The 12,926-nt window shown below is 65.8% G+C and carries 13 protein-coding genes; 1 reads left to right on the forward strand and 12 read right to left on the reverse strand.

Annotation, left to right across the window (positions count from 1 at the left end; genetic code table 11):
* Nucleotides 1–6 precede the first annotated feature (6 nt).
* Complete coding sequence (locus ABC383_RS10880; protein WP_413013875.1) at nucleotides 7–219, forward strand: hypothetical protein; 213 nt, start codon at nucleotides 7–9, stop codon at nucleotides 217–219.
* Nucleotides 220–748: 529 nt separating this feature from the next.
* Here ABC383_RS10880 and fumC read toward each other — a convergent pair.
* From fumC to rplS, 12 genes are all read right to left on the reverse strand, one after another.
* A complete protein-coding gene (fumC, locus tag ABC383_RS10885; protein WP_413013877.1) occupies nucleotides 749–2,140 on the reverse strand; it encodes a class II fumarate hydratase in 1,392 nt (463 codons plus the stop codon).
* 84 nt (nucleotides 2,141–2,224) lie between these two features.
* A complete protein-coding gene (locus tag ABC383_RS10890; protein ID WP_413013879.1) occupies nucleotides 2,225–5,713 on the reverse strand; it encodes a pilus assembly protein in 3,489 nt (1,162 codons plus the stop codon).
* A 73-nt stretch (nucleotides 5,714–5,786) separates the two neighbouring features.
* Nucleotides 5,787–6,419, reverse strand: a complete 633-nt coding sequence (locus ABC383_RS10895; RefSeq protein ID WP_413013881.1) for a pilus assembly PilX family protein — start codon at nucleotides 6,417–6,419, stop codon at nucleotides 5,787–5,789.
* Nucleotides 6,416–7,474, reverse strand: coding sequence for a PilW family protein (locus tag ABC383_RS10900; protein ID WP_413013883.1), 1,059 nt, complete (start codon nucleotides 7,472–7,474; stop codon nucleotides 6,416–6,418). Before ABC383_RS10900 ends, ABC383_RS10895 begins: the two co-directional genes overlap by 4 nt.
* Nucleotides 7,446–7,862 (reverse strand): type IV pilus modification PilV family protein, encoded by a 417-nt coding sequence (locus ABC383_RS10905; protein ID WP_413013885.1) that lies wholly within the window; start codon nucleotides 7,860–7,862, stop codon nucleotides 7,446–7,448. Before ABC383_RS10905 ends, ABC383_RS10900 begins: the two co-directional genes overlap by 29 nt.
* Nucleotides 7,859–8,428 (reverse strand): GspH/FimT family pseudopilin, encoded by a 570-nt coding sequence (locus tag ABC383_RS10910; protein ID WP_413013886.1) that lies wholly within the window; start codon nucleotides 8,426–8,428, stop codon nucleotides 7,859–7,861. Before ABC383_RS10910 ends, ABC383_RS10905 begins: the two co-directional genes overlap by 4 nt.
* On the reverse strand, nucleotides 8,422–8,862 hold the full coding sequence (locus ABC383_RS10915; protein WP_413013888.1) for a type IV pilin protein: 441 nt from the start codon (nucleotides 8,860–8,862) through the stop codon (nucleotides 8,422–8,424). The genes ABC383_RS10910 and ABC383_RS10915 overlap by 7 nt, the downstream gene beginning before the upstream one ends.
* A 218-nt stretch (nucleotides 8,863–9,080) precedes the next feature.
* Complete coding sequence (locus ABC383_RS10920; protein ID WP_413013889.1) at nucleotides 9,081–10,013, reverse strand: cation diffusion facilitator family transporter; 933 nt, start codon at nucleotides 10,011–10,013, stop codon at nucleotides 9,081–9,083.
* A 23-nt stretch (nucleotides 10,014–10,036) separates the two neighbouring features.
* Nucleotides 10,037–10,381 carry a DUF3579 domain-containing protein gene (locus tag ABC383_RS10925; protein ID WP_413013891.1) on the reverse strand — a complete coding sequence of 115 codons (345 nt, stop codon included), beginning with the start codon at nucleotides 10,379–10,381 and terminating at the stop codon, nucleotides 10,037–10,039.
* A 198-nt stretch (nucleotides 10,382–10,579) separates the two neighbouring features.
* Nucleotides 10,580–11,569, reverse strand: a complete 990-nt coding sequence (locus tag ABC383_RS10930) for a CobD/CbiB family protein (protein ID WP_413013893.1) — start codon at nucleotides 11,567–11,569, stop codon at nucleotides 10,580–10,582.
* Between the two features lie 88 nt (nucleotides 11,570–11,657).
* Nucleotides 11,658–12,329 (reverse strand): CoA pyrophosphatase, encoded by a 672-nt coding sequence (locus tag ABC383_RS10935; RefSeq protein WP_413013895.1) that lies wholly within the window; start codon nucleotides 12,327–12,329, stop codon nucleotides 11,658–11,660.
* A 145-nt stretch (nucleotides 12,330–12,474) separates the two neighbouring features.
* Nucleotides 12,475–12,864 (reverse strand): 50S ribosomal protein L19, encoded by a 390-nt coding sequence (gene rplS / locus ABC383_RS10940; protein WP_194711560.1) that lies wholly within the window; start codon nucleotides 12,862–12,864, stop codon nucleotides 12,475–12,477.
* Nucleotides 12,865–12,926: the final 62 nt, after the last annotated feature.

Raw genomic sequence — 12,926 nt, forward strand, 5'->3', positions numbered from 1 at the left:
GGGGCAGTGCAAACCGGCACGCCAGGACGGGCCAAGGAAGAGGTAATAAAACAGGAAGCGGCGCCGTCAACAAGGCAGGCAACGCAAGCGCGGTTTTCAGAAAAGGAACAGCCGAGCCAGCCAGCCTTTGGACTTTCCCAGATGCAAGTCCGTGAATATAATCAAATTCAACGAAATAAACAAATTTTTATAGACTTCGTTAAATTTTTTGTTTTTTAAAGCGACGGAAAACTGGCATCGCAGGCCCGTTGCGGGAGGGTGATGGCAATTTTTTTACTGACAGCGGAAAAAGAAAGCGCGTATGCGCGACTCGACGGGTTCCGCTTCGATGGGAAGATGTTTTTTAGCAGCCATTGCAACAGGATGTGATCAGGTCAAGATTGGTTACCTGGCCAGCGCGTTCAACCGGCAACGGTGCACTGCCATGGGAGAATGGCATCTGCGAACGGCGCATGCTGTCGGGATTGAAGCGCTCTCGGGGCTAGGAGCCTGCGCGGCAGAAGATTCGGCGGCTGCAACGGGCGACAAAACGGTCCAGTTCGGTACCACCACCTGCGCCCAGGGGTCCACCCTGGGCTTGTCGGTACTACCAAACTGGCCTCGTTTTTCGCACGTTTCGCATCAAAGCCTTCTGCTGTGCAGGCTCCTAGCGCTTCCGATGCAGGTCTGCGCAAAGGCATTTCACCGGGACCATGAACGCCTGCATTCGGAAACCGGCCACCATCATCCCTGCACGACGCGCCAGGCCTCAGCTTCCGGGACGGATCATGTCTTCCGGCCTGACCCATTGCTCGAACTGCTCCGCCGTCACGTACCCCAGCGCCAGCGCCGTGTCCTTCAGCGTGCCGCCCTGCTTGTGCGCCTGCTTGGCGATCTGCGCCGCCTTGTCATAGCCGATGTGCGGCGCCAGCGCCGTCACCAGCATCAGGGAACGCTCCATCAGGTCGGCGATGCGCTCCTGGTTGGCTTCGATGCCATGCGCGCAGTGCTCGTCGAAGCTGTGCATGCCGTCGGCCAGCAGCCGCACGCTCTGCAGGAAGTTATGCGCCAGCAGCGGCTTGAACACGTTCAGCTCGAAATTGCCGGAAGCGCCGCCGAAGTTGATCGCGACATCGTTGCCAAACACCTGGCAGCACAGCATGGTCATCGCTTCGCACTGGGTCGGGTTGACCTTGCCGGGCATGATGGAACTCCCCGGCTCGTTCTCGGGTATCGTGATCTCGCCCAGGCCCGAGCGCGGGCCGGAGGCCAGCCAGCGCACGTCATTGGCGATCTTCATCAGCGCCGCCGCCAGGGTCTTCAATGCGCCGTGCGCCGATACCAGTTCGTCATGCGCGGCCAGCGCAGCGAATTTGTTGGGCGCGCTGATGAAGTCCAGTCCGGTACGCTGGCGCAACTGCGCCGCCAGCCGGTCGCCGAACTCGACGTGGGTGTTCAGGCCGGTTCCCACCGCCGTGCCGCCGGCGGCCAGGCGCAGCAGCGGCGTCAGGGTGGCGCGCACCATCTGGCCCGCATGGTCGAGCTGGGCGACGTAGCCGGAAAACTCCTGGCCCAGCGACAGCGGCGTGGCGTCCTGAAGATGGGTGCGGCCGATCTTGATGATGCCGGCAAAGGCATCCGCCTTCTGCTGCAGCGTGGCGCGCAGCTGGTCGAGCGCCGGCAGCAGGTGCGCCGACACGGCCCGCGCCGCGGCCACATGCATCGCGGTCGGGAAAATATCGTTGGACGACTGGCCCATGTTCACATCGTCATTCGGATGCACCAGGCGCGCCTGGCCGCGCTCGCCGCCCAGCAGTTCGGAAGCGCGGTTGGCCAGCACCTCGTTCATGTTCATGTTGCTCTGGGTGCCGGAACCGGTCTGCCAGACCGACAGCGGAAACTCCTCTGCATGCGTGCCGGCGATGACTTCGTCGGCCGCGCGCACCAGCGCATCGGCGCGGTCGGCCGGCAACAGCGACAGGTCGCGGTTGACCACCGCCGCCGCCCGCTTGACCTCGGCCAGCGCATCGATCAGCTCGGCCGGCATGCGTTCGGAAGAAATGCGGAAGTGTTCCCGCGAACGCTGGGTCTGCGCGCCCCACAGCCGCTCGGCGGGGACGTCGATCGGGCCAAAGGTGTCGCGTTCGGTTCTGATGCTCATGCGCCGCTCCTGTTGAAAGATAGAGATTGGACTTCGAACGCGGCGCAAGTTCCCGGGCGCATTGCGCTCGCGCCGCGCAGGTTCCTAGTCGCCCAGTTCGCGCCAGCCCATCCGCCTTGCCCGGCGCGACGAGGCCGCTCCGCTCTCGTCTAACCTGCCGCTGATCTCGCCTGCACTGTCGGATGTCAGGGTGCTGCTGACGCCGCTGGTCAGGCGCAGGGTCTGGATGCCGGTCAGCAAGGCAGTCGCGGTGAAGAGGGAAGCCGCCGAGTTTGCACGCGGCAATGCCAGGCCGGTGCCAAGGTCCATCACATACAGCCAGGCCGACCCGCCCTGCGCGCAGGCGTTATTCGACGGCACATTGCCCACCGCCTTCAGCATCCCCAGCTGCAGGTCCATGCCGACATTGACGCGTTCGCCGGCGGATGCATTGGCGGGATTGAGGTCAACATACCAGCCCTTGTCGCGGCCCCAGTCCAGGGTGTCGCCGGCAATGCGCCTGCTGTTGCCATCGTCAGACGCAGTCAGGGTGCGCGGCCTGAGCACGCCTTCCGTGCGCACCCTGCCCAGGCCGGTATTACCCAGCTCATCCTTGACGACATAAATGCTTTGCTGCGACACATCGGCGATGTCGCTCAGGCCGAGATAGCGCCCAGTGCCGACCGCAACCACCGCGTAGCGCTGGCCGCCGCTGCGCACGACCGCCAGTTCAGGCCGGGTCGTCACTGGCTGCGTGCCGACATTGCCGACGTTGCCCAGTTCAGCCAGCTTGAGCACGCTGCCGGCGCTGATATCGAAACGCCACAGATTGCCCAGCAGATCGCCGCCATAAATGTACCGGACGGTATTGTCCGACGGGCTCTCAACCCAGGCGTTGATGCGGGCCAGGCCGGAGGGCGTGTCGTCACTGCCTTCGCCCGTGCCTATCTTCCTGCGCAGGCTGCCGTCGGCGGCCTTCAGCACATAGAGGTAGCCTTTCCCATCACCCGGACTGGCATTGTTGTAACCCGAGGCGAGGATCACCACCCAGGTGCCATCGGAGTCCTTTGTAATGACAGGATTGCCAAAGCTGAGACCGAGGTCGTTGTCATCGGCGGCGGTGTACTGCCACAACGCCCGGGGCGCATCCGGGTCGGTGATGTCGATCGCATAGTAGCCGCGCCCGCCCGCGCCATAGCCGCCGACCAGGATGGTGCGCCAGTCACTGGCCGCGCAGGCCGCGGGCGCGTTCGGACAGATGTCGCCCGCTACCGGCGAAGCGTCGACATAGGGACGATGCATGGCCGCATAGTTGCGGTCGGCCAGCAGGAAAAGCCGCGGCAGCATCGGGGCGGGCACGTAGGCCCAGGCTTCCCTGCCGGCATCGGCGCCGCTGACATGAAATGCGTGCAGCATGCCGTCGTTGGCGCCGACATAGACCCTGGCCGCGCGGCTTGCCCTGGCAGCCCGGAATGCGGCATGGCCGGCATCGGCATAGTTGAACGCAGGCGCGCCGACATACAGCGGCTGGGCATTGACGATGTCGCCCAGCACCCGGTCGCGCGGCCGGAACAGCGCGCCGCTGCCGGCAGCGGCGCTGCTGTCGCCGCGCAGGTAGTTCACCAGCCGTTCGCCTGTCACCAAAGCCAGCTGCGAGGCATTGAAGTCGCCGCACTGCGTGAGCCTGGCAGCCGGCTCGCAGAGAAAATTGAAATGGGCTTTTTCCGTATCGCTCAGGTTCTGCCAGGCGAAGGGCTTGAGCCGCGTGCCCGGCGATGCCGGCGCGTCGGTGTGGATGACCCGGCTGCCGTCCTGCGCCTGGCGCCTGAGCTGCGCCTGGGCCGACCACAGGACCTGCTGCGACACCGCGCCGCTGGCGGGGTCCACCGTGCGGGCTTCCAGTTCGCCATCCCACTGCACATTGCGGTAACTGGCCGCGAACACCAGGTTGTCGCCCGGGACCGGCTCCAGGTTGCTGCTGGCGGCGGCCGCCGCACTGCCCAGGCGGGCGCGCAGCGCGGCCAGCGTGCCGGACAATGTCGATGCCAGCATGGCCGGATCGGCGGCGCTGAAGTAAAAGCCACGGCCGTTCACCGCCGCATGCCACAGGTCGTCGATGCGCGACGGGCCGAAATCATTGGGCGGCGGCCAGTTTCTCGCCCCGCTGACGATGTTGGCGAAGTCCCCCGAGGTGGCCGTCGGATAGTCGCTGCGGTAGGCCAGCGTGCCGCTCACGCCCAGCCCGAGCGTGAAGGTGGTCATGTGCTGGTGGGTCGCCGGGTCGGCGCTGGTGGCCGGCACCTGGTTGGCGCAGACATCCAGCCCCAGCGCCCCGCGGCAATTGTTCAGCGCCGGGGTGCGCAGGTCGGTATCGTAGTAGTAGGCGGCGACGTCGGACAGGGTGTCGGAAGCGCCGCCTGCCGCGCCGGCCGCATTCGCGGCGGGCGTGCCGTCATGCAGCGGGCGCGGCAGCGTGCCGTCACGGTTGCCCACCGGCGCACCGGACAGGTCCAGCGGCCCATAGCTCGCGCCTTCATCCACGCCGAGGCCGACATTGCTGTTCCAGTAGCCGTCGGTGGAAAGAATGGCGAAGTTCTGCTGGCAGGCGTACTGCACCGGATCGCTGGCGCCGGTAATTCTTGCGCCATACACCCTGCCAGCCTTGGACAGGGCGCCCCGCAAGGGCGTGCCCGACGCGGGCTGCACCAGGGCGGCCAGCTTGGCATACAGCGCATTCTTCTGTGCGGCATCGAAGTCGCCGACCGGAAGAAAGGCGTTATTGCCGGATTCGGTGCCGGCATAGCCTATGGTGCTGTAGCCAATGCGGTAATTGCTGTCCAGGTCGCGCACCGCGCGCGTGAGCGCCGTCTTCATCGCCAGTATCCGGGTGCGGTAATAGCTGTACCAGTTGGCGAAATTGCGCCGCTCGTCGCTGCCGCCCGGGCCGGAAGTCGCGCTCACGGTGACCTTCAGCCAGTTCGCATTGCCGCCAGGCGCGCTGTCGAAGGCGGTGTCCTTGCAATCGTCCGATGCGGAGTTGTCGCCCAGGCTGGACAGCCGCGATCCCCGGTAGACGAAGTAATAGGCTGCTTCGGGCGCGTTCGGAATGATGCCGGCGCCGGTCGCCTCGCACGACGACGTGGCGTCCCAGCAGTCCCATGGACGCTGCTGGGGATCGGACACGGAGGAGCGCCAGGCACGGAAGGACGTGCCCAGATTGACCGTCAGGCTGTTGACGCCGCGCTGATAGCCGTCCAGCCAGGCGGCGTCAAACGAGGCGTCAGGCAACACCGCGCCGTCTGCGCCCACCGGCGGCGCGTACACGGAGTCCGGGTTGTAATAAAGCTTGTTGCACAAGGCACTGCGGTAGCCGACCGTGTTCTGATAACCCTTGGTCTTGACGCTGTCATCCAGGAAGCTCCATTGCATGGACCCGGAATCATCGAGGATGAGCATCACGTTGGGCTTGGCGCCGGCCGTCTTCAGGGGCGCACTGGCGATGTCCGTCGGCGCCGCCTGCGCCACCGCGCAGGCAAGGCTCACGAGGAACGGCAGCAACAGGCGCAGCAGTCTGCAGGGCATGGCGTGGGACATGGAAAACTCCTGTCTGAAAGGGGACATCGGGGTAGGCCTGCCAGGCATGCCGGCCGGCCGCGTCCGGGCGGACTCACCAGCGCACCAGCACCTGCACCAGACTAACGGTGTCGCGCGGGCCGACCGCGCGGGCGGTGATCCGGTAGAACGCCCATGGCTGGCCGGTCAGGCGCTTTTCGCTGCCATAGGCAATGGCGCCGCGGCTGCTGCTGTCGGCTTCGGATTCCAGGTACAGCGCGCATTCGCCGTTGGCGGCAGGCGTGCCGCCAGCGCTGCACAGCCGCTGTATCAGGTAGCGCACGCTGTGGCCGGCGCTGTCGACGCCGGGCAGCGCCATGGTTGTCAGGCAGGCCGAACGGGCCACGCCGTTGCATCCATCGTTTTTCCAGTCGATCGCCGCGGTGACGCTGGTGGCGGCGTTGCCGCTGGCGTCGACGGCCCCGGTTGCCGAGGCATAGTAGCCGGAGGCGGCAGCATCGCTTGCCAGCGTGGCGGCGCTTTGCCGCTCGAGCCAGTCGATCGCCGCCTCGACGCCGTTGTCCGCCGCCAGTGTGGCGGCGCGCTTGAACGCCAGATTGCCGGCCAGCTGGTTGCTGCTCTCGACCAGGCGCATCAGCGAAGCCGCGCCCAGCATCAGGGCCACCAGCATCACCAGCGCCGTAAGCAGGACCGCGCCTTGCTGGCAGGGCGGCGTCGACGCCTTCAAGGACGGCCCCAGATCACATTACGCAGCGGCACCACGGTTTCATAGCTGCGGTAACGGTAGCAGCGCCAGTCGGGAACATGGGCCAGGCTGATAGCGGTGCGCGCCAGCGTGCCGGCGCTGTCCGGCGCCTGCCAGCCGGGCAGGTTCGACGCCGTCGCGGCACAGGCGCTGGCCTCCCGGTTGGGGCTGCGCGCCACCACCGCGATGCGCACGCCGGCGATGCGTTGCCAGTCGCCGCTGTCGCCCGTGGTGCCGCTGCCGTCGGCATCGATCATCGACGCGCTCCACCGGGTCACCAGCGGCACCGAGGCGATCACGGCACGCGTATCAAAGCCGTATTGCGCCTTGAGGCTGACGATATTGCCCCCCAGCGTCTGCACCTGCGCACTGTTCCCGGCATGGTCGCCGCTGCTGCGGCGCAGTTCGCCGCTGACGATGGAATAGGACACCTGGCTCAGGCGGCCCAGGTTGAAGGCGGTTGCCATCGTGCTGTAGTCAACGGTGATGCCCGCTTGCGGCGCCAGCACGGCGTGGCTGACACGCACGGCACTGTCCACGCTGTCGATACGCACCAGAGCGCAAGGCTTGCCGGCCTCCTGCACGCCGAGTATGTCGCCACGTCGCATGCCCTGGGTGCTGGACAGGCCAATGCCGGTGCTGCTTGCCGTCAGTGCGGCGCCCAGGCGGGCCGGCGGCGCCAGCAGGTCGCTGCCGTACACCACCAGCGTGTCGGGCGCGCCATCCAGGCCCGCCTCGATGCGCACCGGCACAGCGGTGATGGACTGGCCGGCATTGACCGCAATGCTGCAGCCGAGCAGCCGGGCGTCGCCCAGGCCCGGCCCGGCGTGCTGCAGGTCGCGCTCGATGGCGAACAACGCCCCCATGGCGGCGGTCTGCGCGTCCGACGTGCCGGCCGTGGCGCGGCGGCTGCCGTGAAATGCGATGTAGGCCTGCGACAGCGCCAGCAGGGTCAGCAGGCCCAGCGCCAGGCCCACCATCAGTTCGGCCAGGCTGAAGCCAGCGCGACTATTCCGTGATGCGGGTGAGCGCGACATATTGATGTACCGACGTATCGCCAGGCTGTTGCCAGCGCACGGTAATGACGAACCGGCCGGCGCCGTCCGCCGTGACCAGCGGCGGAAAAGCCGTCGTTCCGGGCAAGGCCCTCGCAGCCGCCTCGCGGAAGGCATCGTAGCCGCCGGTTGTGGTGATGGCGGCCAGCGTGGCGGTGTCGCGCGGGCCGAGCCTGATCTGCGAGGCCATCTGCACCGCAAGCACGCTGGCGGCGGTACGGTAATGCGCTTCGGCAGCCTGGCGCATCGCATTGACCGACAGCATCAGCACCGACAGCGCCCCGACCGAGAACAGCGCCAGCGCCACCAGGCTTTGCAGCATCAGCATGCCGCGCTGGCATGCCTGGATGCGATGGCGCGGGCCGCTCATGCGCATCCCTGCGGCGATGCGTTGCGCGCCAGCGCCGGATTGCACAGGCGGATCAGGCCGCTGCCGCCGATCAGCAGCACCAGCCGGCGCGCGCCGCCCAGCGCCGCATGGCTGATCTCGATGCGGCCGGGGGCGGCGCCGATGACGGCGCCAAGGCCGTTGAAGTCGAGGCTGGCAGGCAGCCCGCTGCCGGGGGCCAGCGGGCTGGCAAGGCTGTCGGCGTTGGCCATTGCGCCGGACGCCATGCGCGCATTGCGTCCGCCTTCGTTGCGGCTGCGCCGGGCGATGCCGGCCGGGCAATCCGCGGTGACGGTCACGCAGCCGACTTCCCATTCCACCAGGCCGCCGGCGTCGTTCAACCGCAGCCTGACCGGCCGGTTGCGGCGTATCGCCTCGCTGCGCGCCAGCAGCAGCGCCGACTGCACCGACTCGGCCGCGCCACGGATCTGCAGATCCTGTATCCACTGGCTGAAGGATGGCATGCCAACCAGCAGCAGGCAGGAAATGATGGCCAGGCCGACCATCATTTCAACCAGCGTCACGCCCTGCGCCACCGGCCTCAGCATGTGCCGCCCCTGCTCGCTATCCAGCAATTCCGGGGCGCCGCGCCCCAGCCCGAAGGCAGGGCGGTGGTGCTGCGCAGGCCGACATGATCGATCTGGTAACTCAGCCCGGCCACGCTGGTACCGCTTGTGCCGCTGGCGACGATCGTGAAGGCTTGCGCGTTGCTGCTGGTCGTGCAGGTATAGGAAAACTGGCCGGCGGCCGGCATCGCAATGCCGCAGGCGGTGGCGCTGGCGTCGCCGTAGTTGCGGTAGTCCTGGTAATACTGTTCCATGGCGACGCGCAGCGTGGCCAGCTGCCCGGTCGCCTCGGCGATCCGGCCGCGTCTGACATGGTCGACATAAGAAGGCCAGGCAAGGCTGCCGAGTATGCCGACGATGGCGACAGTGACGAGCAATTCGATCAGCGTGAATCCGGCTGGAATGACACGATCCATGGTGGTTTTCCGCTAGCGTGGCAGGCATGCGGCACGGACTTTTTTAAATTTCGGCGCAAGAGTCCGTACAGCGAACAAGACTGGGAAACCCGGTGTGCAGCAGGCCTATTGCAGCACCGTTTTTCCCGAAGGCGGAGAGTGCAGAATTGCGCCGGATGACGCATGCATTGTTAATGCGGATTGGATTGTTTTGGCTGAAGCGGCAATTACGCAGCCGGTCAACTGACCAGCGCGCAGCGCGGCTGCTGGTCGCGGCCGACCTGCAGGGTGCTGTGCTTGATGCCGAAGCGCTGCGCCAGCTCGGCGGCGATCTCGTCAAAGAAGGCATCGTCCGGATGGCCGGACGGCATGCGCAAATGGGCGGTCAGTGCGGTTTCGGTAGTGCTCATCGCCCAGATATGCAGATCCTGCACTGACGCCACGCCGGGGCGCGACGCCAGGAAAGCCTCCACCTCTTCCAGCGCGATATGCGCCGGCACCGCATTGAGCGACAGCCGCAGCGCTTCGCGCAGCAGGCCGAAACTGCTCAACAGGATCACCGCGACGATGCCCAGCGACAGCAGCGGGTCGACCCAGAACCAGCCGGTGTAGACCATCGCCACGCCGCCGGCCACCACTGCCAGCGACACCACCGCATCGGCCGCCATGTGCAGATAGGCGCCGCGCAGGTTGATGTCGCCCTTGCTGCCGGCCATGAACAGCCAGGCCGAAAACGCATTGATGGCAATGCCGACGCCCGCCACCACCGACACCGTCATGCCGCCCACCGGCGCCGGCGCCAGCAGGCGGTTCAGCGCTTCCCATGCAATGCCGCCGCACGCCACCAGCAGCAGCATGGCATTGCCCAGCGCGGCCAGGATGGAGCTGCCGCGCAGGCCATAGGTATAGCGTCCGGCCGGGCGCTTCTTGGTCAGCACCGCTGCGCCCCATGCCAGCATCAGGCCCAGCACATCGGACAGGTTATGGCCGGCGTCGGCCATCAGCGCGGTGGAATGGGCGATGAAGCCGTAGGCGAATTCGACGACGACGAAACCGATATTGAGAACGATGGCGATCAGGAATGCGCGGCTGTGGTCGCCCGGCTCCGGATGATGGTGGCCATGGTGATGGCCGTGATGATCGTGATGGTGGTCGGTATGCGCATGCGCCATGGCTGTGGTTTCCCGGCCCAGGATCAGCCGCCCTTGCCCGCCGGTTCCGGCAGCAGGCAGGCTTCGATCACCTGCAGGTCGTTATCCTTGGCAAAATTGAGGACGAAATGATAGGCCAGCGGTTCGATACTACGCAATTCCTCGTTGACCACCACGGCCTTGACGCCGTTGAGCAGCGTCGGCCGTACATAGGGAGAATACTTCAAATGGGCATTGCGCCCGCCCGAACCTTCCGGCCGGAAATGCGACATCACACCGCACAGCCGCTCGGCCCAGTCGCTGGGGCGGAATACCCGCCCATTGCTGGTAATTCCCTGAATAAAGAATTCATTGGCGGGCGCGTTGTCTGTCGGATGGGGATCGGCCATGGCGGATGCTGTTTCTGTGGAAAGGCAATCTGGGGAAGTAGGCAAGAGGCCATTGTGTGGCGAATGACTTGCGGCTCTCTTAGGTATTATATCTTATAGAAGACTTGCCCCGAAACAGCCCTCCACATTATGAAATTTCCAGGGTGGCCTTGCCGGCAGCGGCTTTCCCGCGGCAACTTCCACTCCCGCTCTGGATCTTCAACCCAGCCAGACGGCAAGGGAAATCAGCAGCAACAGCATCATCCACAGCAGCAGCGCCCGCCACACCAGGCCCACCGTGCTCTGCAGCGCGCGCACGCCCGGCTCCTCGCCCGGCAGGGTTTCCGTTTCGGCCGCGGCGGCTTCCACGCCGGCGGCGTCGATCGTGGCGGCATCTATCGTCGCCGCATCCACGGTCAGCAGCAGGCTGGTGGCATTTTCCTGCGGCGTGCCGAGCCGCACGCCCATCGCGCCGCCGCCGGCGGAAAGGATGATGCCGGTAGTCTCGTTCTGCCAGCGCCGGGCAAAGTTGCGCCAGGCATAGACCGCATCCTCGAAATTGCCGACGATGGCGAAGGCCGACGCGGTCAGGCGCGCCGGCACCCAGTCCATCAGGTAGTACGCGCGGATCGCAAAGCGGCCGAAGGCCTCGCTGCGCATGTGCTCCGGCTCGCTCCAGGCACGCGCCAGGTATTCCGCCACCCGGTACATCACCGCGCCAGCCGGACCGAGTGGCATCAGGAACCAGAAAAACACGCCGAACACATGCCGATGGGTGGTCAGCAGCGCCCTTTCCACCGCCAGCCGGGAAATCTCCGGCACTTCCATGCCCGTGGTGTCCTGCCGCAGCCATTGCGCCAGCAGCTGGCGCGCCGTTTCGGTGTCGCCGGCATTCAGGGCGTACTGGATGGCGGTGAAGTAATGGCTGTAATGGCGAAAACCCAGGGTCAGGTAAATGATGACGATGTTCCATCCCAGCGTCAGCAGCGGGCTGACCTGCGTGCACAGCCAATGGATCAGCAAGGTGGGCAATACCAGCGTGAGCATGACCACGAACCAGCCCAGGCGACCGTGGTCCACATGGCCGGCATTGAACCAGCGCTCGACCCGGACCGCATAGGCCTTGATGCCGCCGTACACCGGATTGTCGGCGCGCAACGGCTTCAACTGCTCGATCAGAAGCGCGAAAAGAATGGAAAGAAAGGTCATCGGTCGCCCTGGATGTCAGTCAGGCGCTACGATAACGTAGTGCCCTGGAGTAATCAAACTGCGCCCGGCGCTGCCTCCCCGCCGCGGATCAGGCGCGCATGAAATGAAACAGGTTGCGCAGCATCGCGGCGGTGGCGCCCCAGATGAAGAAACGGTCATACGGCATCGTGTAGAAGCTGCGCCGCCCGCCTCCGCCCGGTACGTCTATGCTCCTGACCTGATGGTTCATGCCATCCATCAGGAAAGCCAGCGGCACTTCGAAGATTTCTTCCACCTCGAACGGGTCGGCCCGCAGGTCGAATGGCGGATGCACCAGCCCGACCACGGGCGTGACCCGGTAGCCGGTGCCTGTGAAATGGTCCGGCAAGGTGCCCAGCACCTCGATATGGCGCCGCCCCAGGCCGATTTCCTCTTCGGTCTCGCGCAGCGCGGTGTCGATCGCCGATGCATCCTCGGGCTCGGCGCGGCCGCCGGGCAGGCTGACCTGGCCGGCATGGTCGGTCAGGTGGGCGGTGCGCTCGGTCAGCAGCATGGTCAGCCCGTTTTCGCGCTGCACCAGCGGCATCAGCACCGAAGCCGGCGTCGGATTTCCGTCGCGCACGCGCAGCAGCCTTTCCTCGATGGTTTCCGCTGCCCATGCGGGCGGATTGGCGAACCGGGCGCGCAGGCGTTCCGCGCTCAGTTCCTCGGCCAGCACCGCGGCCTCGCCGGCCAGGGATTCAATCGGAAGAATTTTGGGGTCGAAATGCAGTTTGCTCAAAGCGGAATTCCCGGCCTGTTACGCCATTGCAAGCCCGTGGCTGGCGCAAGGCTGGCTGTCAGTAGTTGAGATCCCATCCAGATGGGTGCGATCGGCCATGAAAAAAGGGCACCAACGGTGCCCTCGCATGATACGTCGCAGCCGATTACGCTGCTGGCGCTGCTTTTGCCGCGACGCGGCGTTGCGGCAGCTTTTCCTTGATACGCGCCGACTTGCCCGAACGCTCGCGCAGGTAGTACAGCTTGGCGCGACGGACGTCACCGCGACGCTTGACTTCGATCGATGCGATCAGCGGGGAATACAGCTGAAAGGTACGCTCGACGCCTTCGCCCGACGACATCTTGCGAACGATGAAGTTGGAGTTCAGGCCACGGTTGCGGCGGGAAATCACGACGCCTTCGTAAGCCTGGGCGCGCTTGCGGGTGCCTTCAACCACGTTGACGCTGACGACCACGGTATCGCCCGGCGCGAAGTCGGGGATGTTCTTGCCGAGACGGGAAATCTCTTCTTGCTCGAGTTGCTGGATCAGATCCATTTATTGCTCCTGTAACCATCTTGCCGGCGCATCGATAGCGAATCAGCCCGGTAGAGGATGGG

The sequence above is a fragment of the Noviherbaspirillum phoenicis genome, assembly GCF_047237965.1.
Classification (GTDB): domain Bacteria; phylum Pseudomonadota; class Gammaproteobacteria; order Burkholderiales; family Burkholderiaceae_D; genus Noviherbaspirillum_A.